At 66.4% G+C, this 26,159-nt stretch carries 25 protein-coding genes; 10 read left to right on the plus strand and 15 right to left on the minus strand.

Annotated elements, in window-relative coordinates; all coding sequences use genetic code 11:
- Positions 1–3: 3 nt before the first annotated feature.
- From AB5I39_RS13610 to AB5I39_RS13625, 4 genes are all read right to left on the minus strand, one after another.
- Positions 4–687, minus strand: coding sequence for a hypothetical protein (locus AB5I39_RS13610; RefSeq protein ID WP_404367853.1), 684 nt, complete (start codon positions 685–687; stop codon positions 4–6).
- Positions 688–1,569 (minus strand): F0F1 ATP synthase subunit gamma, encoded by an 882-nt coding sequence (locus AB5I39_RS13615; RefSeq protein ID WP_404367856.1) that lies wholly within the window; start codon positions 1,567–1,569, stop codon positions 688–690.
- Between the two features lie 91 nt (positions 1,570–1,660).
- On the minus strand, positions 1,661–3,190 hold the full coding sequence (gene atpA, locus AB5I39_RS13620; protein ID WP_404367859.1) for a F0F1 ATP synthase subunit alpha: 1,530 nt from the start codon (positions 3,188–3,190) through the stop codon (positions 1,661–1,663).
- A gap of 3 nt (positions 3,191–3,193) precedes the next feature.
- A complete protein-coding gene (locus AB5I39_RS13625) occupies positions 3,194–3,748 on the minus strand; it encodes a F0F1 ATP synthase subunit delta (protein ID WP_404367861.1) in 555 nt (184 codons plus the stop codon).
- Positions 3,749–4,044: 296 nt separating this feature from the next.
- Between AB5I39_RS13625 and AB5I39_RS13630 the strand changes: the two genes are divergently transcribed.
- The 5 genes from AB5I39_RS13630 to AB5I39_RS13650 all read left to right on the plus strand — a co-directional run bounded on the left by AB5I39_RS13630 (position 4,045) and on the right by AB5I39_RS13650 (position 9,524).
- Positions 4,045–5,736 carry a methyl-accepting chemotaxis protein gene (locus AB5I39_RS13630; RefSeq protein WP_404367864.1) on the plus strand — a complete coding sequence of 564 codons (1,692 nt, stop codon included), beginning with the start codon at positions 4,045–4,047 and terminating at the stop codon, positions 5,734–5,736.
- Between the two features lie 59 nt (positions 5,737–5,795).
- Positions 5,796–6,473 carry a dienelactone hydrolase family protein gene (locus tag AB5I39_RS13635; protein WP_404367867.1) on the plus strand — a complete coding sequence of 226 codons (678 nt, stop codon included), beginning with the start codon at positions 5,796–5,798 and terminating at the stop codon, positions 6,471–6,473.
- A gap of 82 nt (positions 6,474–6,555) precedes the next feature.
- Positions 6,556–7,467 (plus strand): hypothetical protein, encoded by a 912-nt coding sequence (locus AB5I39_RS13640; protein WP_404367870.1) that lies wholly within the window; start codon positions 6,556–6,558, stop codon positions 7,465–7,467.
- Between the two features lie 66 nt (positions 7,468–7,533).
- Positions 7,534–8,577 (plus strand): bifunctional DNA-binding transcriptional regulator/O6-methylguanine-DNA methyltransferase Ada, encoded by a 1,044-nt coding sequence (gene ada / locus AB5I39_RS13645; RefSeq protein ID WP_404367873.1) that lies wholly within the window; start codon positions 7,534–7,536, stop codon positions 8,575–8,577.
- A 65-nt stretch (positions 8,578–8,642) separates the two neighbouring features.
- A complete protein-coding gene (locus AB5I39_RS13650; protein ID WP_404367876.1) occupies positions 8,643–9,524 on the plus strand; it encodes a lysostaphin resistance A-like protein in 882 nt (293 codons plus the stop codon).
- 2 nt (positions 9,525–9,526) lie between these two features.
- Here AB5I39_RS13650 and AB5I39_RS13655 read toward each other — a convergent pair whose 3' ends face one another.
- From AB5I39_RS13655 to AB5I39_RS13665, 3 genes are all read right to left on the minus strand, one after another.
- A complete protein-coding gene (locus AB5I39_RS13655) occupies positions 9,527–11,089 on the minus strand; it encodes a S1C family serine protease (RefSeq protein WP_404367879.1) in 1,563 nt (520 codons plus the stop codon).
- Between the two features lie 120 nt (positions 11,090–11,209).
- Positions 11,210–12,970: an aspartyl protease family protein gene (locus tag AB5I39_RS13660; protein WP_404374157.1), complete on the minus strand. Its 1,761-nt coding sequence runs from the start codon at positions 12,968–12,970 to the stop codon at positions 11,210–11,212.
- A 70-nt stretch (positions 12,971–13,040) separates the two neighbouring features.
- Entirely contained in the window at positions 13,041–15,221 is a 2,181-nt protein-coding gene (locus AB5I39_RS13665; RefSeq protein WP_404374159.1) for a primosomal protein N', read from the minus strand.
- 184 nt (positions 15,222–15,405) lie between these two features.
- Here AB5I39_RS13665 and AB5I39_RS13670 point away from each other — a divergent pair, with 184 nt between their 5' ends.
- A complete protein-coding gene (locus tag AB5I39_RS13670; RefSeq protein ID WP_404367882.1) occupies positions 15,406–16,290 on the plus strand; it encodes a tyrosine recombinase XerC in 885 nt (294 codons plus the stop codon).
- A gap of 38 nt (positions 16,291–16,328) precedes the next feature.
- On the opposite strand, the gene AB5I39_RS13675 is transcribed toward AB5I39_RS13670, so the two are convergent.
- From AB5I39_RS13675 to AB5I39_RS13690, 4 genes are all read right to left on the minus strand, one after another.
- Complete coding sequence (locus AB5I39_RS13675) at positions 16,329–17,006, minus strand: type 1 glutamine amidotransferase domain-containing protein (RefSeq protein WP_404367885.1); 678 nt, start codon at positions 17,004–17,006, stop codon at positions 16,329–16,331.
- A gap of 87 nt (positions 17,007–17,093) precedes the next feature.
- Entirely contained in the window at positions 17,094–17,693 is a 600-nt protein-coding gene (locus AB5I39_RS13680; RefSeq protein WP_404367888.1) for a DedA family protein, read from the minus strand.
- Positions 17,694–17,707: 14 nt separating this feature from the next.
- Positions 17,708–18,658: a glutathione synthase gene (gene gshB, locus AB5I39_RS13685; protein ID WP_404367891.1), complete on the minus strand. Its 951-nt coding sequence runs from the start codon at positions 18,656–18,658 to the stop codon at positions 17,708–17,710.
- 134 nt (positions 18,659–18,792) lie between these two features.
- A complete protein-coding gene (locus tag AB5I39_RS13690) occupies positions 18,793–19,176 on the minus strand; it encodes a YraN family protein (RefSeq protein ID WP_404367894.1) in 384 nt (127 codons plus the stop codon).
- A gap of 426 nt (positions 19,177–19,602) precedes the next feature.
- Between AB5I39_RS13690 and AB5I39_RS13695 the strand changes: the two genes are divergently transcribed.
- Positions 19,603–19,761 (plus strand): hypothetical protein, encoded by a 159-nt coding sequence (locus tag AB5I39_RS13695; RefSeq protein WP_404367897.1) that lies wholly within the window; start codon positions 19,603–19,605, stop codon positions 19,759–19,761.
- Positions 19,762–19,855: 94 nt separating this feature from the next.
- Here AB5I39_RS13695 and rsmI read toward each other — a convergent pair whose 3' ends face one another.
- Complete coding sequence (gene rsmI, locus AB5I39_RS13700; RefSeq protein ID WP_404367900.1) at positions 19,856–20,707, minus strand: 16S rRNA (cytidine(1402)-2'-O)-methyltransferase; 852 nt, start codon at positions 20,705–20,707, stop codon at positions 19,856–19,858.
- Between the two features lie 11 nt (positions 20,708–20,718).
- On the opposite strand from rsmI, the gene AB5I39_RS13705 reads away from it, so the two are divergent.
- Positions 20,719–21,924 carry a penicillin-binding protein activator gene (locus AB5I39_RS13705; protein WP_404367903.1) on the plus strand — a complete coding sequence of 402 codons (1,206 nt, stop codon included), beginning with the start codon at positions 20,719–20,721 and terminating at the stop codon, positions 21,922–21,924.
- A gap of 143 nt (positions 21,925–22,067) precedes the next feature.
- Here the strand turns inward: AB5I39_RS13705 and hemW are convergent, their stop codons facing one another.
- Positions 22,068–23,222 (minus strand): radical SAM family heme chaperone HemW, encoded by a 1,155-nt coding sequence (hemW, locus tag AB5I39_RS13710; RefSeq protein WP_404367906.1) that lies wholly within the window; start codon positions 23,220–23,222, stop codon positions 22,068–22,070.
- Positions 23,223–23,260: 38 nt separating this feature from the next.
- On the opposite strand from hemW, the gene AB5I39_RS13715 reads away from it, so the two are divergent.
- Positions 23,261–23,818, plus strand: coding sequence for a CAP domain-containing protein (locus AB5I39_RS13715; protein WP_404367909.1), 558 nt, complete (start codon positions 23,261–23,263; stop codon positions 23,816–23,818).
- Between the two features lie 64 nt (positions 23,819–23,882).
- Here AB5I39_RS13715 and rdgB read toward each other — a convergent pair whose 3' ends face one another.
- Complete coding sequence (gene rdgB, locus AB5I39_RS13720; RefSeq protein ID WP_404367912.1) at positions 23,883–24,518, minus strand: RdgB/HAM1 family non-canonical purine NTP pyrophosphatase; 636 nt, start codon at positions 24,516–24,518, stop codon at positions 23,883–23,885.
- Positions 24,515–25,231: a ribonuclease PH gene (gene rph, locus AB5I39_RS13725; RefSeq protein ID WP_404367915.1), complete on the minus strand. Its 717-nt coding sequence runs from the start codon at positions 25,229–25,231 to the stop codon at positions 24,515–24,517. The genes rdgB and rph overlap by 4 nt, the downstream gene beginning before the upstream one ends.
- A 113-nt stretch (positions 25,232–25,344) precedes the next feature.
- Between rph and AB5I39_RS13730 the strand changes: the two genes are divergently transcribed.
- On the plus strand, positions 25,345–26,103 hold the full coding sequence (locus AB5I39_RS13730; RefSeq protein WP_404367918.1) for an energy transducer TonB: 759 nt from the start codon (positions 25,345–25,347) through the stop codon (positions 26,101–26,103).
- Positions 26,104–26,159: the final 56 nt, after the last annotated feature.

Consider the following 26,159-nt stretch of genomic DNA (forward strand, 5'->3'; position numbering starts at 1 on the left):
CTGTTACTTCCTTGTCGCTTTGTTCTGGGCGGCTGGTGCGGGAATGGTTTGATCTTGCGGTGTCGTCGGGCTTGTCGCGCCGGGGCGGACGATCGTGATCATCGAGCTCCGATTGCGTTTGTGTTCGGGGTCGGCAACCGGCCCCGGATCGAACACGATCCGCGCACCGGGAAGGCTGACATCGACCGGCTGCAACGATTTGATCCCGGCCTTGATCGGGTCGGTCGGTTGTACGTCGAAGCGGCCGAGAAAGCCCGACAGAACACGCAGGGGCGTCTTGTCGGCATCGCCTGCGGACTTGCTGTCGCGCCCGTCATCGCCGGTCGAGGTAAAGGTGAAGACGTAGCGATCGACCAGATCCGCCTTCGTGCCTGATGCTTCGAGCGTGCTGCGCGTCCTGATCGGCGAGCCCGGGAGCTGGATCACCTGTTCGTCGCTCTTCGCGGAGAAGGTGCCGGGCGCGCCAGCGGTCAGCGCGCCAATCGTATAGCCCATATCCTTGGCGGCGCGGACGCGGAGTGCGGCGTCGTTGAACACCGTAGCCCAGCGGCGCGCCATTTCCGTGGCCGGATCGAGCAATTCGTTCGACATTGCGTTGGCGGCATCGACCGAATTGGACACAGGCGCGCCGCCGCACGCGGCAAGCGCCACGCACAGGATCATCGGCAAGGCGCGCGCGATCTTCACTTACTTGAGCGCCTCGGCACCCGAGATGATTTCGACCAGTTCGGTAGTGATCGCGGCCTGGCGGCTGCGGTTGTACTGGATCGTCAGGCGGTTGATCATGTCACCGGCATTGCGCGTGGCGTTGTCCATCGCGGTCATGCGGCTGCCCTGCTCCGACGCGGCGTTTTCAAGCAGCGCGCGGAACACCTGGATCGCGACGTTGCGCGGCAGCAGCTCGGCGAGGATCGTTTCCTCATCGGGCTCATACTCGACCGCGGCACCACCGTCCGAAACCGGGGCGGCATTCGTGTCGATCGCGACCGGGATGATCTGCTTGCCGACCGGCTCCTGCACCAGCGCCGACTGGAATTTGGCGTAGAACAGGTGCGCCACGTCGAACTCGCCCGCTTCGAAGCGCGCGATCACATCGTCGGCGATCGCGCGCGCATCGGCGAACGAGACCGTCTTGATGTGGCTCATTTCGTGGTCAGCGGCGATCTGGTTCGGGAAGAAGCGGCGGATCACGCGCCCCTTCTTGCCGGCGACGTAGAACTTCACCGTCTTGCCAGCGGCCTCCAGCTCTTCGGCCTTGCGGCGCGCGGCGCGGACGATGTTCGAGTTGAACGCACCCGCGAGACCACGCTCTGAGGTCGCGATGATGATGAGGTGCGTCTGGTCCTTGCCGGTGCCGGCGAGCAGCTTGGGGCTGCTTTCGCTGACCGACACCTTGGAGGCGAGCGACGCCATCACGGCTTCGAGCCGCTCGGCATAAGGACGCCCGGCGATCGCCGCCTCCTGCGCGCGGCGCAGTTTCGCGGCGGCGACCATCTTCATCGCCTTGGTGATCTTCTGCGTCGACTTCACCGAGCCGATGCGGATCTTGAGGGCCTTCAGTGATGCCATCGTTTTCCCAATCTCGTCATGCCAGCGCAGGCTGGCATCTCTCCGTTACCGGGAGACTCCAGCTTTCGCTGGGGTGACGGTTGATCCTTAATTACGCGAACGTCTTTGAAAACGCAGCCAGCGCGGTCTTCAACGCTTCGGTCGTCTCCTTCGACAGGTCGCGCTTGTCGCGGATGTCGGCGAGGAGATCGGCATGATCGGCGCGCATCGCTGTGATCATCGCCTGCTCGTAGCGGACGACGGCGTTGACCGGCACGGTATCGAGGAAGCCTTGGGTCCCTGCGAAGATCGAGACGGTCTGCTCTTCGAACGGCATCGGCGAGAACTGTGCCTGCTTCAGCAGCTCGGTCAGGCGCGCGCCGCGGTTGAGCAGCTTCTGCGTGGAAGCATCAAGGTCCGAACCGAACTGCGCGAACGCCGCCATTTCGCGATACTGGGCGAGCTCGAGCTTGATCGAGCCCGACACCTTCTTCATCGCCTTGGTCTGTGCGGCCGAGCCGACGCGGCTGACCGACAGGCCGACGTTGATCGCCGGGCGGACGCCCGCGAAGAACAGGTCGGTTTCGAGGAAGATCTGGCCGTCGGTGATCGAAATCACGTTGGTCGGGATGTAGGCGGACACGTCGCCTGCCTGCGTTTCGATGATCGGCAACGCGGTGAGCGAGCCGCCCCCGTTCGCGTCGTTCATCTTCGCCGCACGCTCCAGGAGACGCGAGTGGAGATAGAACACGTCGCCGGGATAGGCTTCGCGGCCCGGCGGACGGCGCAGCAGCAGCGACATCTGGCGATACGCGACGGCCTGCTTCGACAGATCGTCATAGACGATGACCGCATGCATGCCGTTGTCGCGGAAATATTCGCCCATGGCACATCCGGTGTAGGGCGCGAGGAACTGCAGCGGAGCCGGGTCCGATGCGGTTGCAGCAACCACGATCGAATAGTCCATCGCGCCTTGCTCGGTCAGCGTGCGGACGAGCTGAGCGACGGTCGAGCGCTTCTGGCCGACGGCGACATAGATGCAATAGAGCTTCTTGCTCTCGTCATCGCCTGCGTGCGCGGCCTTCTGGTTGATGAAGGTGTCGATCGCGACGGCCGACTTGCCGGTCTGACGATCGCCGATGATCAGCTCGCGCTGGCCACGGCCGACGGGGACGAGTGCGTCGATCGCCTTGAGACCGGTCTGCACAGGCTCGTTGACCGAGGTGCGCGGGATGATGCCCGGTGCCTTGACTTCGACGCGGCTGCGCTGATCGGAAACGATCGGGCCCTTGCCATCGATCGGGTTGCCGAGACCATCGACGACGCGGCCGAGCAGGCCCTTGCCGACGGGAACGTCGACGATCGTGCCGGTCCGCTTGACGACGTCGCCTTCCTTGATCTGGCTGTCCGAGCCGAAGATCACGACGCCGACGTTATCGGCCTCGAGGTTGAGGGCCATGCCCTGCACGCCGTTCGAGAACTCGACCATTTCGCCCGCCTGGACGTTGTCGAGCCCGTGGATGCGGGCGATGCCGTCACCGACGCTCAGCACTTGGCCGGTTTCCGAAACCTGCGCTTCGGTGCCGAACGATGCGATCTGGTCTTTGATGACCTTCGAAATTTCTGCGGCGCGGATGTCCATGATTCAGCCTTTCATCGCGTTCGCGAGTGAGTTCAAACGGGTGCGGATCGACGAATCGATCCGTTGCGAGCCGATCTGGACGACCAGACCGCCGAGAAGGGTAGGATCGACCGAGAGGTCGACCGAAACGTCGGTGCCGATGCGCGTGCGAAGCTGCTGCTTAAGCGTATCGACCTGATCGTCGGAGAGCGGATGGGCGGAGATCACCTCCGCCGTGGTCTCTCCACGGTGCCGCGCCGCGAGACCGCGGAACGCGCGGATAATCGCAGGAAGCTGCGACAGGCGGCGATTTTGCGCCAGCACGCCGAGGAACTTCGCCGTCGTCGTATCGACGTCGATCATGTCGGCGGCAGCGGCGATCGCCTTTGCGGCAGCCCCGCGCGACACGATCGGGCTGGCGATGAGCTGGGCAAATTCGCTCGACTGTGCGATCGTCTCGCGCACGCGGCCAAGGCTGGCCTCGACCGCGTCGATCGCCTTGCTGTCACGCGCAAGCTCGAAGAGCGCGGTCGCATAGCGTCCGCTTAAGCTCGCTTGAATACCGCCGGATGTCTCCACGCGATTGGGGTCCTCTTGGGCACGAATGGTGGCCCCATGCGAATGGAAGGCGTTAGAATGCGCCTGCCGATGGGATGGCGGGCGGTTAGCATCGGGTCGGGGCGGATGCAAGCCGTGTGCTAAAGGCGATGTGCGCCCGCGTGTTTCATCGAACCGTAACATCCGCTTAACCGTTCCTTGTGGGCTTGGCGGGCACAGCCTTGCTTATGAACAGCATTGCTCGATCAGCCTCGCTTCCGATTCTGACCGTCTTCTTCACGCGCCTTGCCACCCGGTGGGAGGCCGGGGGGCGCAACATGCGGGTGGAACTCCGCCGGATCGTGTTCGGCTTGCTTGCGATACAGGCGGTGTTGGCGATTGCCCTGATCGGGACGACGGTCGCGACCAGCCATCACGTCTCGGTCCTGGTGATGAACCGGCTTTATCCGATCGGCGAATTGCAGCGCGTGAACGCAAGCTACGCCAGCGCCCTGTTGACCGCGCACAAGGTGCGCAGCGGCAATCTGTCAGCGGTTGGCGCGGTCACCACGATCGAACAGAGCCGCGCGGAGATTGCGACAAGCTGGGCGGCGTTCACCAAACACGATCTCGATGCGCGCCGCACCCCGGCGGTGGCGCATGTCGCGGCGGCCCGGCGCGACGCGGATGCCGCGCTCGATCGGCTGGTCGAATTGCTGCGCGCGGGGCGGACCGATCAGCTTGATTTCTTCGTGAGCGGCGCGCTGTACGCGGCGATCGATCCGCTAACCGCCGCCAGTACGACGCTGATCGGCGATTTGCGCCGCGATGCGTTGGAGGAGCGCGCCGCGCTCGAGCTTGGTTTCGCCCGAGTCTATGTACTCGTCGCCATGATCACGGTCGGCGCGGTTCTCGTTGCCTTCTGGGGGATGCGGATGCTGCGGCAGCGAGTCGAACGCCCGCTCGCGCTGATTGCCGAGGCGACGCGCGACATCACGCTGGAGCGCGCCGATACGCCGATCCCCGCGCTCGACCGTACCGATGAGATCGGTGACATTGCCCGCGCGCTCGCTTTCGCGCGGCAACGCTCGGCCGACGCGCGACGCCTGCGCGAGGAAGCGCGGCGCAGTGCCGATGCGGTCAGCGAACAGGAACGTCGCGAGCAGGAAGGGCGGGCGCGCCGTGCCGCGCATCTCGATGCGTTGTTCGGGGCGTTCGAGGGGGAAGCTGGTGCCGCCGTGCGGCAACTTGCCTCGGCCGGCCCCGCCTTGCGCGAGACGGCGGCGGCTATGTCGGGCGAAGCCGGGGCGACCGAACAGCAGGCGATGGCGACCGCAGCGATTGCCGAGCAGAGCGCCGACAATGCCCGCACTATCACGCAATCGGCCGCCGCGCTGGCTGGCGCGATCGAGCGGATCAGCCGCGAGGCGAACGAATTGCGTGCCAGCGTCGCCACGGTCCGCGCACGCACGCTGGAAGGGCGCGATCGGGCGGAATTGCTCGGCGAACTGATTGCCGAGATCGCCGCGGTGCTAGATTTGATCGCGGCAGTCGCTGGGCAAACCAATCTGCTCGCGCTCAACGCGACGATCGAGGCGGCGCGCGCGGGCGAGGCGGGGCGCGGCTTTGCGGTGGTGGCCGACGAAGTGAAGGGTCTGGCGCGGCAGACGCAGACTGCCGCCGGACGGATCGAGGCGCGGCTCGCTGCCGTGCGCGGGGCCAGCGACACGGTGCTGGCGACGATCGAATCGGTCGATGCACTGGTTGCTGAACTCGATCGATCCTCGGCGAATGTCGCGAGCGCGGTCGATCAGCAGCGCGGCATGACGCAGGCGATCGCTCGCGCCATCGCCGAGGTGGAGGGCGGGACCGCAGATGCCGCTACCCATATGCAAGCGCTGCGGGATCGCGCCGAACGATCGCGCCATAGTGCCGATCAGGTTACGCGCACCGCAGGGGATGTCGCCAGCGGCGTCGAACGGCTGCGCGGCCAGATCAACCGTCTGATCGCCGACGTGCGCGCGGCGTAGCGCGGCGCGCCGAACATCGCTAGCGCTGGGCCGTAAGTCCCTGCAGGCGGAGCGATTCGATGACCGGCACGATGGAAAAGATGACGATGTCCGACGGCGCGGAGATCGCCGTCTATCACGCGCAGCCGACCGGCGCGCGCAAGGGCGGGCTGGTGCTGGTCCAGGAAATCTTCGGCATCACCGACCATATCCGCGATCTGTGCGATGAATATGCAGCGGACGGCTATGAAGTGCTGTCGCCCGCCTTGTTCGACCGTGAGCACCCAGGCTTTGAGGCGGAATACTCCGGCGACGGGTTCGCCCGCGCGATGCAATTGGCGCGCGAACTGCATCCGTTTGATTTGTCGCTCGCCGACGTGCAGACCTGCGTCGATGCGCTGGTGCCCAAGGGGCCGGTGTTCGTCGTCGGCTATTGTTATGGCGGGTCGGTCGCTTGGTTCGCGGCGACGCGGATGCGCGGGGTTGCTGCGGCATCGGGTTATTACGGCAGCTTGATCCCGGCGGCGGCGGATCAGGAGCCCAAGGTTCCGGTGATCCTCCACTTCGGTCGCCACGACACCGGCATTCCGATGGAGGGGGTTGAGAAGGTGATCGCGAAGGATTGGCCCAAGGCGACTGTCTACGTGTACGAGGCCGGGCACGGCTTCAATTCCGACCGGCGCAAGGACTATCACGAGCCAAGTGCCGATCTCGCGCGCGAGCGTACGCTCGAACTGTTCGAGATGAACGCGGGTTAGGCGTGCATCCGCACGCGCGGCACTGGCGATTGCTGCGCGAGCGCGGTATTTTCCGCGGGGTATAGCGGGAAGGGGGCCTGTCGTGCGCAGATCGAGCATTTTGGGAGCATTGGCGCTGGCGTTCGTTGCGGGCGGCATCGCGCGCGCGGAAACGCTGCAAGTTACGGGGGAATTCCCGGCTGCGAATCGCGAGGCGAGTTTCCTGCGGTCGATCTCGGTCGATCGCTTCGGGGGTGCCGACGGACCCGCGCTCGCCATCGCGATTGAACGCGCGCTGACCAACAGCCAGTTCGCGGTGGTCGGCGGTCGGGTCGGGCGCGATACTGCCGAGGGCTCGGTCTCGGGCGCGGTATCCACCGGCGTCGACATGCAGCCCTACACGCAGAAAGAAAAGAAGTGCGTCGAGAAGGCGGCGGACGGCAAATGCACGAAGGAGGAGGAGGTCTCGATCCCCTGCATCCGGCGCATCATCGACATGAACGCCGATATCCGCATCGTCCGTAACACCGATGGCAAGATTCTGTTTTCCGAAGCGCGTCCGATCCGCGACGAGACGTCGTGGTGCGAACGGCAAAGCCCGGATCGCACGGTCGAAACCGTCGTGTCGGGTGCGCTGCGCGACATCGCGGAATCGATGCGTGGCGCTCTGGTGCCCCGTGTGGAGACTTATCAGGTGCGCGTGCGGGAGAGCACCAAGGGGCTGACCAAGGACGTTGCGCAGCGGTTCAAGGATCTGGTGAAGCTCACCAAGCGCGATCCGCGCGGCGCGTGTGCTGGCTGGGAGGCGATGCAGAGTGAGGCCGCGGGTTATCCGTCGCTGCTCTTCAATCTGGGTGTCTGTGCCGAGCAGCGTGGCGATTATGAGGCTGCGGTGAAGCTCTATGGCGATGCCGTCCGCGCCGGAGCGGGCGAAGGGAATGAAGCGGCGAATCGCGCGACGCGCCTGATCGCCGGGCGCGACGATGCGCGGGAGCGGGCGCGGCGGCGGGGCTGATGGCGCCACTGCTTTGAGCGCAAAGCGCGGGAGGCGCTCGTGCGGCGATGCGGCTATGACGGTCGCATGACGCAAACGCTCCCGCTCCCGCTCGACCCCGATGCCGCCTGGCGCGCCTTCGAAGCGCGAGACCGTCATAGCGACGGTCGCTTCGTCGGTGCGGTCAAGACCACCGGCATCTATTGCAAGCCGAGTTGCCCGGCGCGGCATCCGAAGCGCGAGAACGTGCTGTTCTTCCGCACGCCGGAGGAAGCGCGCGCGGCCGGGTTTCGCGCGTGCCTGCGCTGCACGCCGGATCAGGTCGGGCGTGACCGGGTGGCGGTCGCGCGCGCCGTCGCGCTGATCGAGGGGGCGGAGGAGACGCTTGGGCTGGACGAACTGGCCGCGCTGGTCGGCTATGCGCCGCATCATTTCCACCGACTGTTCAAGCGCGCGACCGGCGTCACCCCGGCGGCCTATGCGCGCGGACTGAAGGCGCGGGCCGCCGCGCACGCGCTGACCAGCGACACCAGTGTGACCGACGCGATCTATGAAGCTGGCTATTCCGCGCCGAGCCGGTTCTACGAAAGCGCGGGCAAGCGGCTGGGCATGACGCCGAGCGCGTGGAAGCGCGGCGGGGCGGGGGTGACGATCCGCTGGACGATCGCCGACACCAGCCTTGGCCCGATGCTGGTCGCAGCGACCGACAAGGGGTTGTGCCGGGTGTCGTTCGACGAAGGCGAGGCGGCTTTGCGCGTGCGGTTCCCCCATGCCGAGATCGTCCCGGGCGGCGCGGCGTTGGCCGATCTGGCGGCACAAGTGGTGGCGAGTGTCGAATTGCCCGATCGCGACCAGGATTTGCCGCTCGACGTGCAGGGCACTGCGTTTCAGGAGGCGATCTGGCAAGCGCTGCGCGCGATCCCGCTCGGCGAGACGCGCAGCTATGCCGAACTCGCGGCGGCGGTCGGCAATCCCAAGGCGGTGCGCGCGGCGGGCACGGCGTGCGGCGCGAATCCGGTGTCGATCATCGTCCCGTGCCACCGCGCGCAACGGACCGACGGGACACTCGGCGGCTATGCGTACGGGATCGACCGCAAGGTTGCCTTGCGGACGCGCGAAGGGGTGGAGTGAAACGAGCCAGACGGTTGCCAAGCGATTCCCGCGTGTTACGTGTGCGGCACAGCAGGGGGCCGTCCATGAAGCCGATCGAACCGAACACGCCGCCGAACAGCATCGTCTGGCGCGTGGTGCATTTTCCGCTGACGCTGCTGGCGATCGCGATCGCGCTGATCATCGCGGGCAGCACGGCGTCGCATCTTGTGCTGCCGAGCAACCGCCCGGGCGATTTCAGCGGCTGGGCGCAAGTCGTGGTCAGTGCGGCGAATGCCGGGATCATCATGCTCGCCTATTGGATTCTGGTGCGCTTCGTCGAGCGGCGGCGCGAGGTCGCCGATTTTGCGACGCGAGGGTGGCTGGCCGAACTGGGCGGCGGTTTCGGCGCGGGGATTGTGCTGTTCTCTTTGGTGTTCGTCATCATCCTGGTGCTCGGCGGGTATCGGATCGTCGGGACCAATTCGCCGTCGGTGCTGCTGCTGCCGCTCGCTACCTCGCTGCTGACCGGGCTGGTCGAGGAGACGCTGTTCCGCGGCATCTTCTTTCGGTTGATGGAGCGTTTGTTCGGGAGCTGGATCGCGCTCGCATTGTCGGGCGCGTTGTTCGGGGCGGCGCATCTTGCCAATCCCAATGCGACGCTGTTCGCGGGGATTGCGATCGCACTGGAGGCCGGGATCATGCTCGCCGCGCTCTATATGCTGACGCGACGGTTGTGGGCGGCAATCGGGCTGCACGCGGCGTGGAATTTCGCGCAAGGGGCACTGTACGGCATTCCGGTCTCGGGGTTTCAGCAGGTCGGGCTGCTGAAACCCGCGGTCAGCGGATCGACGCTGCTGACCGGCGGCGCGTTCGGTGCGGAGGCGTCGCTGACCGCGGTGATCGTCGATACGCTGTTCGGCGTGGCCTTGCTTGTTCTTGCGTACCGCCGCGGGAACTTCGTTGCGCCGATGTGGGCACGGCGCTGATCCTACGGCGCGGGCGTGCAGCTATAGACGATCTTCTCGTTCGGGCGCGCCGGTAGCGCCATGCGGATCGCGGCTTGCTGCGTCGCCAGATTGGCGCGGCCTGCTTCGTCGGGCGAACAGGCCTTCAGCTTCACCGTCGCACGGATCTTGCGCAGGCCCTCCATCTGGTCGGCACTCAGGAAATAGCGGGAATTGGCGTAGCTGCGCGTGGCCGGATCGAATTGCAGGACGGAGACCGTCTGCTCCTCCGACGGAACGAGGATGCGGTCCCATTTGCTGCCATTTTCGGCATATTGCGTGCGACCGTTCATGCAGCCCGCCTTGCCCCAGTCGATCGTCACATCCTGCGTCGAGGAAGAAATGACGCGGCTGCGCTCGGGCACCACGCGACACACCATCTTGCCTAGCGGGGCGGTGGAAGAAACGGTGGGCGCGAGCGGCTTGTTCGCGGCGGCAACGGCTTGCGGCAGGATCGGCTCGCCGCTCGGCCGCAGCACGAACAGCACGATCGCGCCCAGCATCGTCAGCCCGCCCAGTACCCAGGCGATGATCGCCTCGCGCCGCATCGCCTGCGCATCGAGCAACCCGCCAGCCCCAACCGCCATCGCGCCGAGCACGAGGATCAGCACGGCCAGCCCCATGATATTCTCGCGGTGGCGATCTGCAGCAGCACGCGCAGCGGTGAGCGCAGCCTCGCGCGCCAGTACGGCCTTGTTCGCCGCTTCGCGCTTGCTTGCGTCGGACAGCGCGGTGGCCTGGGCTTCGGCGGCTTGATCGAGCTTCTCGATATCGGCGATGCTGGTGCATGGCGTGCCAACGCCGACATAAGGTTGCTTGGCCTTGTTCAGGAATGCGGCGACCTCGCTGTTGGCGATGGCGAATGCGAAGCTCGAATTGCCCTCCTCGCCGCGCGTGATTGCCGAATTGATCCCGACCACGCGCCCGCACGGATCGAGCAGCGGCCCGCCCGAATTGCCCCGCGCGATCGGCGCGGTGTGGAGCAGCACGTCGGTCCCGCTCATTTGCCGCCGCCCGGAAAAGACTCCCTCGGAGCGGATCGGCGAAAGCGGATGGATGTAATCCGCCGCCGATTTTGCGGTCGCCAGATCGACATTGCCGGGATAGCCGAGCGCGGTCACCATGCTGCCTTCCTCGAGCGGCCCGGTGTAAAGCGCGACGGTGGGCAGGCGAACGCCGGTGATCTCGATCAGCGCAAGATCGTGCACGGCATCGACCGCGATGACGCGGCCCTGATAGCTTTTGCTACCCTCGGATGGGACGATCCCGATGACGACGTTGCCGGGAAAGCGCGCCAGCAGCTCCACGACATGCGCGTTGGTGATGATCCGATTCGGCGCGATCGCGACGCCACTGCCGTGGCCGAAGCCGACCACTTCGTCATCCACGATCGCAATCGTCACGACGCGCACCACGCCGCGCCCGGTTGCCGAGATGTCGTCGGCGCGCGCCGGTGCGGCGAGACCCAGGAGGAGCAAAGCGGCGCCGACCAAGGCTGCCGCCTGCCTCCCAAAGGTGCGCATCGGCGGGGACGAAGCGTGTACCATTGCGCTGAATCGATCGCGCAGGACGGCGACTAGGCAAAACAGACGGATCATCGGCCGATGTTGGCAGGAAGCGGCGCGGTATGACAGAGGCAACTCGCGTGGTTCACTACCGGCCGCCGCTTATTGCATGGACGAATCAAGACCGTATCTCTTGGCGCGTTCGGCGATGCGGGGGTTGATCGCGATGGCGGCGGCGCGGTCTGCGTTGGCCGCGGCGATATTACCGGAGCGGCGCTCTGCAATGCTCCGTGCGTAGAGCGACCAGGCATTGCGCGGCTGCACCTTCAACGCCGCATTGTAATCGCTCAGCGCCTTGTCCAGCGCGCCGCCCCGCAAATATACGAGCGCTCTGCTGTCGAGGATATTGGCCTCGCCGGGATGTAATTTCAGTGCTGCGTTGCAATCGCTCAAAGCCTTGTCGAGTTCTTGATTGAGCAGCGCGCGCGCCCAGCAGCGACCGTTGAACGCGGTCGCACGGTTGCTGTCCTCGCGGTGTGCCTGGAGCCATTTGTCGTAGTTCGGCACGGCATTCGTCGGGTCATCCGCCGAGTTGTACATGCTGGCGAGCCGCAACCGCGCGTCTGACGATTGCGCCAGTGCTGCATCTGCTGCTTTCAAGTCGCTCAGCGCGCCCGCTGGGTCGCGAGTGCTGAGCCGCAATTGGGCACGCACGATGCGCGCGTCACCGTCTTGGGGGGCAAGTTGGATGGCCTTGTCGATATCCGCCGCACCGAGCAGGAGTTGGCGATTGCGCAAACGCGCCTCGCCGCGTTGGATCAAGTACCGCGCCTCGTCCGGTGCCATCGTCACGGCCTTGTCGAAATCGGCCAGCGCTTCTTCGAGCTTGCCGTTCGAGGCGAAGACGCCGCCGCGGCGACTGTATCCGGCGGCATCGGTGGGCTCGCTCGATTTGTCTGTCAAATCGAGCCGCGCGCCGGTTTCATCGACAGCGCCCTTGGGATCGAGCCCGAACAGCGGCCCGCCTTCGTAGGTGATGAACATTCGGTGGTTCTGATTATCGACGTAGATTCGGTGGGTCCGGAAGAAATCGACGCCAATTAGCATGTCTGAGCCGTCAAGCGCGTAATCGGCGATTTTCACCCATGGTTTGCTGATCAGTTCGCCGCCGATGTCGATCGTCGCAAAGCGCGTGCGCCATGCCCGGACGCGCTTGGTGCCCAAGCCATAAGCGAAGCCGGTGGTCTCGACATCGGCAGAGCCGGGCGCCTTGCCCAGCCGCTTGGCGGCGTCAAGCGTTAGCATCGAGCCTACCGCGCCGGTATCGAACACGGCCTTGATCTTTTTGCCGTCGATTAGGATCGTACCGATCGTGTGGCGCTGGCCTTGGCCCATCGGGAGGATCGGCACGACGGTAAATGGCTTCGCCCCCGCCCAATAGGCAAGTTGCCCATTCCGGCAGCCTTCGTTTTTCATCAGCCGGACGAAGCCGTGTGGCAAATCATACTCAGCGTCTGCAAGCCCTAAGATATTCTGGCCGAGTAATCCGGCAAAGCCGGTGTCACTCCCGCCGACCGCGAATTCAATTTTGGGGATCGGCACGCCGGCTAGACGCAACTCCTTGGCGGTCGTCACGCTCAGCGATGTATCGCCACCGATGCCCTGAAGGCGCGCGTTACCCAGGCTTTCGATTTTCAGCCCATACTCTTGTGCGGTCGCCGCCGAGATCGTGCTGAAAAACGCGCCACTGTCGAGAATGAAGCGCGCATCGCGACCGTTAATCTGCGCGGTCACGACGGGGCGGGGCCCCGCCATCGTCACTGGAATATCAACATATCGCGAGAGCTTACACGCCGCCGACGCTCTATTTGGCACCGCGATGAGGCCGAGGATGAGCCACCAAGCACCGATTCTATGCGCCATCACCAACCTCGGAATGTATGTCCTGGCCGGCATAAAAGGGGCTCGCCGCATACTGCGCAAGTGAATGTTTTTACACGAAGCTATACGGATCGACATCGACGACCACGCGTACCTTGGCGGGCCATTCCACGCGCCCGAGCCAATCGCGGATCACGTCCTGTACGTCCAGCCCGCGCTTGGCGTGGACCAGCAGGCGGTAGCGGTGCCGCCCGCGCAGCATGGCGAGTGGGGCGGGGGCAGGACCGTAGACTTCCATCGCACCGTCGAGCGTATCCGGATCGGGGGCGGCGCGGCCGATCAGGCGGGCGGTTTCGACGGCCGCCGCCTGATCCTCGCTCGACACCACGATCCCAGCGAAGCGCCCGAACGGCGGGGCACCGGCCTCACGGCGGTGCTCAGTTTCGGCGGCATAGAATGCCTCGGCATCGCCGGAAACCAGCGCCTGCATCACACTCGCGCCGGGGCTGTGCGTCTGGATGTAGACATGGCCGGGCTTGGCCCCACGCCCGGCGCGCCCCGCGACCTGCATGATCTGCTGGAAGGTGCGCTCGCTCGCGCGCAGATCGCCGCCGTCGAGCCCAAGGTCGGCGTCGATCACCCCGACCAGCGTGAGGTTGGGGAAGTGATAGCCTTTGGTGACGAGCTGCGTACCGACGACGATGTCGATGTCGTGCGCCTCCATCCGTGCGACGAATTCGGCGGCCTTGGCGGGGGACCACATCGTGTCGGAGGTGACGACCGCAATCTTGGCGTCGGGGAACAGCGCGGTGACTTCATCGGCGATGCGTTCGACGCCGGGGCCGACGGCCGCCAGCGTGTCCTCATTCTGGCATTCGGGGCAGACCTTCGGCACCGGCTCGGTATGGCCGCAATGGTGACAGGCGAGGCGGCGCACCAGGCGGTGCTCGACCATCCAGGCGGTGCAATTGGGGCATTGGAAGCGGTGCCCGCAGGTGCGGCAGAGGGTGAGCGGGGCATAGCCGCGGCGGTTGAGGAACAGCAGCACTTGTTCGCGCCGCTCCAGCGTCTCGGTCATTGCGGTGAGCAGGCGCGGGGCGATCCAGCGGCCGCGCTCTGGCGGCTCGGCGATCAGGTCGATCGCGGTGATCGCAGGCATTTCGGCGGCGCCCCAGCGGCCGGGGAGCTTGACCTCGGCATAGCGGCCGAGCGCGACTTGCTGGCGCGTCTCGATCGCGGGGGTGGCGGACGCGAGGATCACCGGGATCTGCTCGAACTTGCCGCGCATCACCGCGACGTCGCGGGCGTGGTAATGCACGCCTTCTTCCTGCTTGAAGCTCGTCTCATGCGCTTCGTCGACGACGATCAGGCCGAGATTGGCATAGGGCAGGAACAGCGCCGAGCGCGCACCGACGGTAACGAGGGCCTGGCCGCTGGCGATCGCGCGCCAGGCGCGGCGGCGTTGGGAGGAGCGCAGGCCCGAATGCCAGGCGACCGGCTGAACCCCGAAGCGCGCGGCGAAGCGTTTGAGGAAGGGTTCGGTCAGCGCGATTTCGGGGAGCAGGACGAGGCATTGGCGGTTTTCGCGGATCGCGGCGGCGACGGCCTCGAAATAGACTTCGGTTTTGCCCGAGCCGGTGACGCCGTCGAGCAGGGTGGGGGCGAAGGCGCGGGCCGATACGTCTGCGACAAGCGTGGCGGAGGCGGCGCGTTGATCGGGCGAGAGCGCGGGGGCGGCGAAAGCTGGGTCGGGCAGCGGGAAGGGGCTGTCGATGTCGACTTCCACCGGCTCCAGCGCGCCGGTCTTGACGAGCCCGCGGATGACCGCGTCGGACACTTCGGCGATCGCGGCCAACTCGCGGATCAGGCCTTGCGTGGCGCCGATCCGCTCCAGCGCTTGCTCGCGCTGCGGGGTGAGGCGGCCGGGGACGTCGCCGGTTGCGCGGTACTCGGTGATGGTCTTGCTGCCCTCCAGCGCGGAGGTGGAGGCGAGTGCCATGCGCACCACCGCAGCGGGGCTGCTGAGGTAATAGTCAGCGGTCCACTCGATCAGGCGGCGAAGCGGCGCGGCGAGCGCAGGCACCGGCAGCACGCCGACCAGGTTGCGCAGGCGGTTGTCGCCGACCTCGGCATCCGAGGGCATCCGCTCCGGCTCCCACACCACGCCGAGCAACTGACGTGGCCCGAGCGGGGCGACCACCACCGAACCCGGTTCGACGCTCATGCCGTGCGGCACGCGGTAATCGAGCGGGCCAAGCGCGGAATTGAGGACGAGGACGCGGGCGCGGGACATGGGGTGCATATGGCGGGTTGGGGGGCGGGGTGAAGGGGTGCAAAAAACCGCCGCCCGGCCTCGTGCCGGGGGCCACGGTGCGGCTCGCGCAGCACCCTATATCTGGCTTTCACCCGTTGGCGTGGTGGACCCCGGCACAAGGCCGGGGTGACGAAGGGGCATGATGCTCGCTACACCACCCGCAATGTCCGACCTCCCCCGCCTTTACGCCGACCACCTCGCCCGCGACCGGCGGCGTTCGGCGCATACGGTACGGGCCTATGAGGCGACCGCTACGCGGCTGTGCGGGTTCCTCAGCCAGCATTGGGGCGAGGCGATCGATCGCGCGGCGCTCGGCAAGGTCAGCGCCGCCGATCTCCGGGCATTCCTAGCTTTTCGTCGCTCGGACGGCCTCGGCAACGCCTCGGCCGCGCGCGAATTGTCGGCGGTGCGCGGGTTCCTGGCGTTTGCAGGTGGGGAGGGGGCGATGCCGCGTGTGAAAGGGCCGCGGGTGAAAAAGGGCGTGCCCCGCCCGGTCTCGCCCGATGAGGCGGTCGGACTGGCCGAGGATGTCGCGGAGGACGCCAGCGAACCGTGGATCGGCGCGCGCGATCTGGCGGTGTTGCTGCTGCTGTATGGCGCGGGCTTGCGCGTGGCCGAGGCGCTGTCGCTGACCGGGGCGGTGTTGCCGCTCGGCGCGACGCTCGCCGTGACGGGCAAGCGCGACAAGACGCGTGTCGTGCCGCTCCTGCCGCAAGTGCGCGCGGCGATCGAGGACTATGTGCACCTCAGTCCCTATGGCACCGCTCGCGATGCGCCGATTTTCCGTGGTGCCAAGGGCGGGCCGTTAAGCCCGCGGTTGGTGCGCCGCGCGGTGCAGCAGGCACGGGTGCGGCTGGGGTTGCCTGACCGGACTACGCCGCACGCCTTGCGGCATTCGTTCGCCACGCATTTGCTGGGGCGTGGGGCGGATTTGCGGGCGCTGCAGGAGTTGCTCGGTCATGCCAGCCTTAGTTCGACGCAAGTCTATACTCAGGTCGATGCCGCGCATCTGCTGGACGTGTACCGCAACGCCCATCCGCGGGCTTGAGGGGTCGGCACCCGGACGACGCCGGGTGCCGAACGGATTTACGCCAGCGCCTCGACCAATGCCGTGGCCGCCGCGCTCGACGATGCGGGGTTCTGCCCGGTGATCAGCAGACCGTCGCGCACCACATGCACACCCCAATCGTCGGTCTTCGAATAGATGCCGCCATTCTGCGTCAGCATATCCTCGACCAGGAACGGCACCACGTCGGTCAGGCCGACGGCTGCTTCCTCGGTGTTGGTGAAGCCGGTGACCTTCTTGCCCGAGACCAACGGCGTGCCGTCGGCGGCCTGCACATGGCGCAGCACGCCCGGCGCGTGGCAGACCAAAGCGACCGGTTTGTCGGCGGCGATCGCGCCTTCGATCAGTGCGCGCGAGGTGGCGTCCTCGGCGAGATCCCATAGCGGGCCGTGGCCGCCGGGATAGAAGATCGCGTCGAAATCCTCGAGCTTCACCGAATCCAGGCGGACGGTGTTGGCGAGCTGCGCAGACGCATCGGGATCGGCTTCGAAGCGGCGTGTATCGTCGGTCTGCGCGCTTTCGTCGGCGCTTTTGGGATCGAGCGGCGGCTGGCCACCCTTGGGCGAGGCGAGCGTCAGGTCGGCCCCGGCCGCCTTCAGCACGTAATAGGGTGCGGCCAGCTCTTCGAGCCAGAAGCCGGTCTTGGCCCCGGTGTCGCCGAGTTGATCGTGTGAGGTGAGGACGATCAGAATTTTCATGCATGCTGCTCCAGCGGTAATCCCCCCGCGATAGATCCAAGATAGGAAGTGCGGTGCGAGCTTTCCACCGCAGTGCAGCAAATTGGCTCAGGCGCGCGGTTTCCAGCGCAGCAGCCGCCACAGATAGCCGAGCACGATCGCAACCGTCAGCGCGACCGCCGCCGGGCCGATATAGGCGTCAAGCTCGCGAAAATTGCTGCCGAGAATGTACCCGGCATAAGCGAGCCCCGTGTTCCAGATCCCGGCGCCGGCTGCCGTCCATAGCAGGAAGCGGCCCTGCGGCATCTGCGCCATGCCAGCGGGCAGCGACACCATCGTGCGGAAGGCGGGCATGAAGCGGAACACGAATACCACCCATTGCCCGTGGCGATGGAAGAAGCGCTCGAGTTGCAGCACATGCGCCCAATCGAGCGTGAGCCAGGCACCATAGCGATCGATGAACGGGCGGAGCCGTTGATACCCCAGGCGCGCGCCGACCGCGTACCAGAAATAGTTCCCCGCGACCGTCCCTGCCGTCCCGGCGATGATCAGAGGCACCATTTCCATTTGCCCGCGCGCGACCGCGATGCCGCCGAGCCCCATGATCACCTCGGACGGGATCGGCGGGAACACGTTTTCCAGCACCATCAGCAGGAAAATGCCGAAATATCCGCCCCATGCGGTGAGATCGAGGATGAAGTCGGTCATCGTGGCTTTGGGCGTCAGCCCGCGACCTTACGTTCGATCGCGTCCCAGATCAGGCCTGCTACATCGGTCCCGTCGAACCTCTCGATCGCGACGATGCCGGTGGGGGAGGTGACGTTGATCTCGGTCAGCCATTCGCCGCCGATCACGTCGATGCCGACGAACAGCAGGCCGCGCTGCTTGAGTTCCGGGCCGAGGACGGCGCAAATCTCGCGTTCCCTGGGCGTAAGCTCGGTCGCGACCGCTGAGCCGCCGACCGCGAGATTGGAGCGGATTTCGCCTTCGCCGGGCAAGCGGTTGATCGCGCCCGCGACCTCGCCATCGACCAGCACGATGCGCTTGTCGCCCTTCGCCACATCGGGGAGGAACGCCTGCACCATGTGCGGTTCGCGCCACATCGTGTTGAACACTTCGATCAGCGCCGACAGGTTCGCGCCGTCGCGGCCGACCTTGAAGATCGCCTTGCCGCCATTGCCGTGGAGCGGCTTCACGACGATTTCGCCGTGCTTGGCGAGGAAGGCGCGGGCCTCGTCGAGGCTGCGCGTGACGAGCGTCGGCGGCATGAATTGCGGGTAATCGAGTACGAAGACTTTTTCGGGGGCGTTCCGCACACTGGCGGGGTCGTTCACCACCAGCGTCTTGTGCGCGATCCGTTCGAGCAGGTGGGTTGCGGTGATGTAGCCGAGGTCGAACGGCGGGTCTTGCCGCATCAGGATCACGTCGGCCCCGTCGCCGAGATCGAGGCTGACGGGTTCGCCGAAGCTGTAATGATCCCCCACAACGCGCTGGACGGTGACGGGATCGGCCTTCGCCCAGACGCGGCCGTTGGAGTAATTGAGATCCTCGGCGGTGTAATGGAACAGCCGGTGCCCGCGCGCCTGCGCGGCGAGCATCAGCGCGAAGGTCGAATCGCCCGCGATGTTGATATGCGCGATCGGGTCCATTTGGACGGCGACGGTGAGGGACATGCACATTCTCCATTCCGCCCGTCACCCCGGCCTTGTGCCGGCGTCCACCGAGCGGCAAGCGGTAACGCTTGATCGTTCAAGGGCGGGATGTGCGACACGGTGGACCCCGGCACAAGGCCGGGGTGACGATTTCCTTATGGCAGCCAGGCATTCTCGATATGCCGTGGCCTGACCCCCGGCGCGATCAGGATGACATCGACGCGGATGTCGTCGCCTGCTTCGGCATAGCTCGGCATCAGATACTCCGCCGCCGCCGCGACGCGGGTGAGGCGGCGTTCGTCGATCGCGAAATCGAGTTCGGCGGCGGTTTTGCGGAGCTTTACTTCGATGAAAGCGACGAGATTGCCCTTCTTCGCCACCAGATCGACCTCCCCCGCAGGGGTGCGCACGCGCCGCGCGAGGATGCGCCAGCCTTTGAGGCGGAGCCACCACCCGGCGAGCCGCTCGCCTCGGCGACCGGAAGCTTCGGCCGACTGGCGTTTTGGGGAGGGCGTGTGCTTGCGGGTCGGGCGGGGCATGGCCGCGAGTCAGCACGCCAGGTCGTTCGTGTCGAGCGAAGTCGAGAATCCGCCGCACGCGCTCGTCAAGTGTCTCGACTTCGCTCGACACCACCGGGTTGAGTCAGGCGACCGTGCTCGGACTTAAAGTCACACAGAGTCGCAGTATCGGTGCTATTTTCGGGAGCGCGGTTGATGGGCAGTTTGACGATGCGAAAGAGCGGACGACGAGATTGGCAGGATCGGCGCGTGTAGGACAGGCGCCATGGGATCGGCAGTCGATGCGGCGCGCTTCGACAAGGGTGCCCAGCAATACTTGGAGAGGCGCAGTTATCTGAATATCATGGATTAGTTTGCCAGTGCCCGAGCGGAACGTGGCACAATTCTGGCGGTTGTTGATCAATAGTGGGTCTGCATTTGACCCGATCACGCCCTTGGAGAAACGCCATGTCGATCACGCTCCTTCCGTTCTGGATCATCGCCGCCCCGGCCATCGCCATCGTCATCGAAGGACTGATGGCGCGCGGCAATCGCAATGCTGAACCTATCCCGCACGCCGGGCCGGTCGCGTATCCGCAGGGGACGACGCTGCCTGCTGGGGTCTGAGTGTCGACCGGGGAGGAGGCAGGTACCTAGGTCATGGCCTGCCTCCCCCTCCGTCGCCTTTGGCGCCACCTCCCCCTTGCGGGGGAGGATTCGTTTAGGCCTTACGCTTTAGCTCCAGCGCCCGCGCGTAGAGTGTTTTTCGGTCCAGCCCGAGCGCTTTGGCGACTTCGCTTGCGGCTTGCCCGGTGGATAGTCGGGTAAGCGCTTTGGTGAGGGCGGCGTCGGCGTCTGCGGCGCTTGCGGCCTCGGGCGCACCGGGCGGGGCGACGACCAGCACAATTTCGCCCTTTGGGGGCGCGTCAGCGTAGCGCGTAGCGAGTTCGGACAGCGTGCCGGTTACCGCCTCCTCGAAATGCTTGGTAATTTCGCGCGTCACTGCCGCCTCGCGCTCGCCGAGGCCGTCGGCGAGCGCGCCGAGGGTAGCCGCCAGGCGCGGGCCGGACTCGTACAGCACCAACGTCGCGCGTATGCTTGCCACTTCGGCGATGGCAGCGGCGCGCGCCTGGGCCTTGGACGGCAAGAACCCCAGAAACAGGAAGCGGTCGGTCGGCAGGCCCGCCAGCGTCAGCGCCGCGACCGCCGCGCAGGGGCCGGGGATCGTCCACACGGTATGCCCCGCCGCGCGCGCATCGCGCACCAGTTTATAGCCTGGATCGGAAATCAGCGGCGTGCCCGCGTCCGACACCAGCGCCACCGCCTCCGTGCCCATGCGCGCGATCAAGCCGGGGCGAACCTCCTCGGCATTATGGTCGTGATACGGCGTCATCGGGCGTTTGACGCCGATATGGTTGAGAAGTTTGCCCGTCACGCGACTGTCTTCTACAGCGATTACAGCGGCATGGCTCAGGATATGAGCGGCGCGCGGCGACAGATCACCGAGATTGCCGATCGGGGTGGCAACGATGTAGAGGCCCGGAGCCAAATCAGGTGTAAGAACAGATGTCATCAGGAGCGGTCATGGCAGAGCGGGTATCGATAGGGCAAATGCCGAGTGGCTGGCGGCGCTTCACGGCGGCGGTCGTGGCGGCGGGTGCGTTGGTGCTTGGCGGCTGTCAGACGGTTGTGCCGCGCGGCCCTGCGCCGTCGCGCGCACCAGTCGTGCGGCCCAACCAGCCGCAGCAACCGGTAGTCGAGATCGGCATCCCCAAGGACACGCAGCGGCACCGTGTCGCTTTGCTCGTGCCGCTGTCGGGCGCGAATGCGGGTGTGGGGCAGAGCCTGGCCAACGCGACTCAATTGGCGCTGCTGGATTCGGGCAACGATCGCGTGCGCATCACCACCTATGACACCGCGGGCGGCGCTGCGCTGGCGGCGCAAAAGGCCTTGGCGGATGGCGCGCAACTGATCCTGGGGCCGTTGCTGGCCGAGGATGTGCGCGCGGTGACGCCGATCGCGCGGCGCGCCGGGGTGCCGGTGGTCAGCTTTTCCAACGACACGTCGGTCGCCGGCAACGGGGCCTATCTGATGGGCTATGTCCCAGCGCAATCGATCGAACGCGTGGTCGATTATGCCAGCAACAAGGGGGTGACGAGCTTCGGCGCGTTGGTGCCGAACGGTACGTATGGCGAGCGTGCCTCGACCGCGTTCCTGCGCGCGGTGGAATCGGCGGGCGGCCGCGTCGGATCGCTGCAGACCTATGACCGCGTTCCCGGATCGATGACGGGCGCGATCAACCGCCTGACGAAGAGCGCGCCGTATCAGGCGATCCTGATCGCCGATGGCGGCGGGATGGCGGCGGCGGGGGTGCCGGTGCTGCGCAAGAACGGCATGGGCGGTGCGCGCGTGCTCGGCACGGAATTGTGGAATTCGGAAAGTTCGATCGCGAGCAAGCCCGCGCTGGAGGGCGCGTGGTTCGCCAGCGTCTCGGACGGGCTGTACCGGCAATATGCCACCAAATATCGCGCGCGCTTCGGCGTCGCGCCGTTCCGGCTGTCGAGCCTGGGGTATGATTCGGTGCTGCTTACAATCCGCATCATGCGCGATTGGCCGATGAATGCGCCGTTCCCGGAGGACCGGCTGAAGGATCGCGGCGGCTTCGCCGGGATCGACGGGGCATTCCGCTTTGGTCGCGACAATGTCGCGGAGCGGGCGCTGGAGGTGCAGGAGATCCGTGGCGGGACGACGGTGACGGTGTCGCCTGCGCCTAGTGGGTTTGGGGGGTAAGCGCTTCACACCACCCACCGTTCGCCCTGAGTAGCGGCTGAGCGTAGTCGAAGACGTTTATCGAAGGGCAGTCTGCGGCCAAGTCCTTCGCTACGGGCCTTCGACAAGCTCAGTCCCTACTCAGGATGAACGGCGGGGGCGGATTACCCCAGCACGACCAGCGGGAGGATCGCGTCCAGTAGCAGCATCCCAGCATCGGTGACCGTGAGATGGTCGCCGTCGCGCACCAGCAGACCCTGACCCTCCAGCCGCTGCGCCGCGTTCCAGTCGATCAGCGCATCGACCGTCGTCTCGCCGATCGCGGCAATGCGGCCCAAGTCCACCCCCTCGCGCAACCGCAGTCCCATCAGTAGTGCCTCGGTGGCGCGGTCGGCGGGCGGGAGGGCGTCCTCGATCTGCGCGCCGTGGCCGTTGCGCGCCACCGCGCCGATCCAATTCTCCGGCTTCTTGTGCCGCGCCGTCGCCAGCCCGCCGCGCCGCCCGTGTGCGCCGGGACCGACGCCCGCGTAATCGCGATAACGCCAGTAAACGAGGTTGTGGCGGCTTTCCGCCCCGAGCCGCGCGTGGTTCGACACTTCATAGGCCGGCAGCCCGGCCCGCGCGGTAGTTTCGCGGGTTAGCTCGAATAGGTCGGCGGCGTAGTCGGGATCGGGCAGGGTCAGCCGCCCCTCGCGCTCCTCGGTCGCGAAGCGCGTGCCCTGCTCGACGGTGAGTTGATAGAGCGAGAGATGTTCGGTCCCGAACGACAGCGCGCGGGCGAGTTCGCCGTGCCAGTCGCCGAGCGATTGGCCGGGGCGGGCATAGATCAGGTCGAAACTGACGCGCGCGAAGGCGCGTTGCGCGGTATCGAGGGCGGCGAGTCCTTCCGCCACGTCATGCGCGCGGCCGAGGAAGTGGAGTGCGCGATCGTCGAGTGCCTGCAACCCCAGCGACACGCGGTTGACCCCGGCGCGCGCGATATCGGCGAAGCGCGCCGCCTCGACCGAGGAGGGATTGGCCTCGAGCGTGATTTCGATGTCGGCCTCGGCGGGCCAGTGGCCGGTCGCGGCGTCGATTACCGCCGCCACCGTCTCGGGCGGCATCAGCGAGGGCGTGCCGCCGCCGAAGAAGATCGAGCCCAAACGTCGCCTCGGCAGCGCCGCCGCTTCATAAGCGAGATCGGCGAGCAATGCGTCGCGCCAGGCGGCCTGATCGACGCTTTCGCGGACGTGGCTGTTGAAGTCGCAATAGGGGCATTTCGACACGCAGAACGGCCAATGGACATAAAGCGCGAGTGGATCGGTTTGGGCGGGGTTCATCGAAAGCTGCTATGGGCTGCGCAAGGAGAATACGGAAGATGCGGGTTGTGGTGCTGGCGTTGCTGTTGTGCGGCTGTTCGGCGGGTGTCGAGGAGCGGCCGCAGCGCGTCGTCGAGCCGCGGCTGACCGCCGCCCCCGCCGCGCGTGGGGAGGGCGTGCTGCGGCAGGCAATGCTGAAGGAGCACAATGCCGCGCGGGCCGTAGTGGGCGCGCCGCCGCTAGTGTGGAGCGAGACGCTGGCGGCGGATGCCGCGCGCTATGCCGCGGTTTTGGCCGAGACCGAGCAGTTCAAGCATTCGACCGAGCCGCGCGGCGCGGTGCCCGAGGGCGAGAACCTCTTCATGGGGTCGCGCGGAGCCTATCGTTACGACGAGATGGCGCGGCTGTGGGTCGACGAGCGGCGTTACTATCGTACCGGCGCGGTGCCCGACATCAGCACCACCGGGCGCTGGCAGGACGTCGGCCATTATTCGCAGATCATCTGGCGGCGAAGCACGCAGGTCGGATGTGCCGTGGCGAGCAGTCGGCGGGACGATTATCTGGTGTGCCGCTACACGCCGCCGGGGAATGTCGTGGGGCGGCGGGCGGAGGACTGAGCCAGCCAGCGACCGCCCTGCACTCCACCCCGGCGGTTCCCGGGGTGGAACATTACAGTCTTTCTTACAGCACTGCCGCAATCATTTCCGCGAAGGCCTTGGCGCGGTGGTTGTTCGCCTGTTTTTCCTCGAACGGCATTTCGGCATAGGTCCGCGTGTCGCCCAGCGGCACGAAAACGGGATCGTAGCCGAAGCCCATCTGTCCGCGCGGCGGCCACACTAAAGTACCGTCGATCCGTCCCTCGAACCATTGGACATGCCCGTCGGGCCAGGCGAGCGCGAGCGTGCTGACGAAATGCGCCGAGCGGCTGGTGTCGGGGCCAAGCGCGGCGAGCTTGTCCTCGACCTTGCCCATGGCCATCGTCCAGTCGCGCGTGCCGTCCGTGGTTTCCGCCCAATTGGCTGTGTAGACGCCCGGATCGCCACCCAACGCGTCGACGCACAACCCGCTATCGTCGGCGAGCGCGGGCAGGCCGGACAGGTCGGCGGCATACAGCGCCTTCAGTTCCGCATTGGCGACGAAGGTCGTGCCGGTTTCCTCCGGCTCGGGCAAATCAAGCTCGCCGGCCGAAATCGCATCGATGCCGTAAGGCGCGAGCAAGGCGCGGATTTCCTTGACCTTGCCCGCGTTGTGGGTGGCGATCACCAGCTTGCCGGGGGCAAGTTTTCGGATCGCCTGTGGGGCGACCTCGTCGCTCACTTGGCTACCGCCCGCGCCTGTGCCGCGAAGATATCGGTGCAGCCGATGCGGGCCAGGCGAAGCAGGCGGAGCAGCGCTTCCTCATCATAGGTCGCGCCCTCGGCGGTCGCCTGCACCTCGGCGATGTTGCCGTTTTCGAGCAGGACGAAATTCGCGTCGGCGTCGGCGGTCGAATCCTCGTCATAATCGAGGTCGAGCACCGGCGTGCCCTTGAAAATACCGCACGAGATCGCCGCGACCTTCTGCGTAAGCGGATCGGCGGTCAGCTTGCCGCTCGCCAGCAGGCCGTCGATCGCCAGCCGCAACGCGACCCACGCGCCGGAGATGGATGCGGTGCGGGTGCCGCCATCGGCCTGGATCACGTCGCAATCGAGCACGATCTGGCGCTCCCCGAGCAGCTTTAGATCGGTGACCGCGCGCAGCGAACGGCCGATCAGCCGCTGGATTTCCTGCGTGCGACCCGACTGCTTGCCCTTGGCGGCTTCGCGACTGCCGCGGGTGTGCGTCGCGCGCGGAAGCATACCGTATTCGGCCGTCACCCAACCCTCGCCACGCCCGCGCAGGAACGGCGGCACTTTCTCCTCGACTGAGGCCGTCACCAGCACCTTGGTCTCGCCGAAACCGATCAGCACCGACCCTTCGGCATGTTTGGTGAAGCGTGGCTCGATCGTGATCGCGCGCATTTGATCGGGGGTGCGGCCGGAAGGGCGCATGGGAAATCTCCTGGAAATGATCGCGTCGCCCTACTCGTGCGTTGGGCGAGTGTCACCCCTTGGCACGGTGCCGGGAGAGACCACATTCATCGCGGAAGGTTCAGGCAGACGGCATGACGGGGTACGGTTCGACGCGGGCAGACCGGATCAAGAGCGCGGGCGCGGCGGCCGTGTTGGTAGCATTGATTCTGTATGGGCTTGCGATCGGGCTGGGGGTCGGCGCGGCGCAGCGCATTGTCGAGCAACTGACCGTCGTTGCCTTGTTGCCGGAAAGCGCACCGCCGCCCAAGCCCGATCCGGTGCGCGCGCCGAAACACGCGGAGAAGCGCAAGGAAGGAGCGGCGTCGCCGCCGAACATCACCTCGAAAGCGACCGAACTGGTCGCGCCGCCGGTGCCGGTTCTGCTGCCGCCACCGCCAGTCGTCGTCGCGCCGATCGCGGGGCTGGGTGCCGATAGCTCGGCAGGCGCCGCGCCGGTGGTAGGGCCGGGGACGGGGAGCGGGGGACAGGGCAATGGTCTCGGCAGCGGCGACGGTGGTGACGGGGACGGCGGTGGCGGCGGGACCGAGGCGGAGCTGGTCAGCAACAAGCTGCGCTACCGCGATCTGCCGCGCGCGCTGTGGGATGCGCAGGCCGCGGGCCTGGTTACCTATCGCGCCACGATCGGGACGAATGGGCGGCTGAGCGATTGCCGGATCGTCCGGAGCAGCGGCAACGCCGCGCTCGATGCAGCCACCTGTTCGCTGGCGCTGCAGCATGTGCGCTTCCGCCCGGCGCGGGATGCGAAGGGGCGGAAGGTTACCGACACCGCGCTGTTCGAGCAGGAATGGACGGTGGAACGGCGGGAGTCTGTGAAGGGGGAGGAGCGATAGATGGCGTTCTCACGCGGCCGCACCCGGTTGAGCCAAGCCTTGTTACGCCCCATATA

The organism is Sphingomonas sp. MMS24-J45 (genome assembly GCF_044881195.1).
In the GTDB taxonomy this organism is placed as follows: domain Bacteria; phylum Pseudomonadota; class Alphaproteobacteria; order Sphingomonadales; family Sphingomonadaceae; genus Sphingomonas.

What these genes read in the sequence shown, in the direction of transcription:
- AB5I39_RS13615 (WP_404367856.1), bottom strand. Translation starts at nt 1,569, where the DNA reads ATGGCATCACTGAAGGCCCTCAAGATCCGCATCGGCTCGGTGAAGTCG.
- atpA (WP_404367859.1), bottom strand. Translation starts at nt 3,190, where the DNA reads ATGGACATCCGCGCCGCAGAAATTTCGAAGGTCATCAAAGACCAGATC.
- AB5I39_RS13630 (WP_404367864.1), top strand. Translation starts at nt 4,045, where the DNA reads ATGCGGGTGGAACTCCGCCGGATCGTGTTCGGCTTGCTTGCGATACAG.
- AB5I39_RS13635 (WP_404367867.1), top strand. Translation starts at nt 5,796, where the DNA reads ATGACCGGCACGATGGAAAAGATGACGATGTCCGACGGCGCGGAGATC.
- ada (WP_404367873.1), top strand. Translation starts at nt 7,534, where the DNA reads ATGACGCAAACGCTCCCGCTCCCGCTCGACCCCGATGCCGCCTGGCGC.
- AB5I39_RS13650 (WP_404367876.1), top strand. Translation starts at nt 8,643, where the DNA reads ATGAAGCCGATCGAACCGAACACGCCGCCGAACAGCATCGTCTGGCGC.
- AB5I39_RS13655 (WP_404367879.1), bottom strand. Translation starts at nt 11,089, where the DNA reads ATGGTACACGCTTCGTCCCCGCCGATGCGCACCTTTGGGAGGCAGGCG.
- AB5I39_RS13660 (WP_404374157.1), bottom strand. Translation starts at nt 12,970, where the DNA reads ATGGCGCATAGAATCGGTGCTTGGTGGCTCATCCTCGGCCTCATCGCG.
- AB5I39_RS13665 (WP_404374159.1), bottom strand. Translation starts at nt 15,221, where the DNA reads ATGTCCCGCGCCCGCGTCCTCGTCCTCAATTCCGCGCTTGGCCCGCTC.
- AB5I39_RS13670 (WP_404367882.1), top strand. Translation starts at nt 15,406, where the DNA reads ATGTCCGACCTCCCCCGCCTTTACGCCGACCACCTCGCCCGCGACCGG.
- AB5I39_RS13675 (WP_404367885.1), bottom strand. Translation starts at nt 17,006, where the DNA reads ATGAAAATTCTGATCGTCCTCACCTCACACGATCAACTCGGCGACACC.
- AB5I39_RS13680 (WP_404367888.1), bottom strand. Translation starts at nt 17,693, where the DNA reads ATGACCGACTTCATCCTCGATCTCACCGCATGGGGCGGATATTTCGGC.
- gshB (WP_404367891.1), bottom strand. Translation starts at nt 18,658, where the DNA reads ATGTCCCTCACCGTCGCCGTCCAAATGGACCCGATCGCGCATATCAAC.
- AB5I39_RS13690 (WP_404367894.1), bottom strand. Translation starts at nt 19,176, where the DNA reads ATGCCCCGCCCGACCCGCAAGCACACGCCCTCCCCAAAACGCCAGTCG.
- AB5I39_RS13695 (WP_404367897.1), top strand. Translation starts at nt 19,603, where the DNA reads ATGTCGATCACGCTCCTTCCGTTCTGGATCATCGCCGCCCCGGCCATC.
- rsmI (WP_404367900.1), bottom strand. Translation starts at nt 20,707, where the DNA reads ATGACATCTGTTCTTACACCTGATTTGGCTCCGGGCCTCTACATCGTT.
- AB5I39_RS13705 (WP_404367903.1), top strand. Translation starts at nt 20,719, where the DNA reads ATGGCAGAGCGGGTATCGATAGGGCAAATGCCGAGTGGCTGGCGGCGC.
- hemW (WP_404367906.1), bottom strand. Translation starts at nt 23,222, where the DNA reads ATGAACCCCGCCCAAACCGATCCACTCGCGCTTTATGTCCATTGGCCG.
- AB5I39_RS13715 (WP_404367909.1), top strand. Translation starts at nt 23,261, where the DNA reads ATGCGGGTTGTGGTGCTGGCGTTGCTGTTGTGCGGCTGTTCGGCGGGT.
- rph (WP_404367915.1), bottom strand. Translation starts at nt 25,231, where the DNA reads ATGCGCCCTTCCGGCCGCACCCCCGATCAAATGCGCGCGATCACGATC.
- AB5I39_RS13730 (WP_404367918.1), top strand. Translation starts at nt 25,345, where the DNA reads ATGACGGGGTACGGTTCGACGCGGGCAGACCGGATCAAGAGCGCGGGC.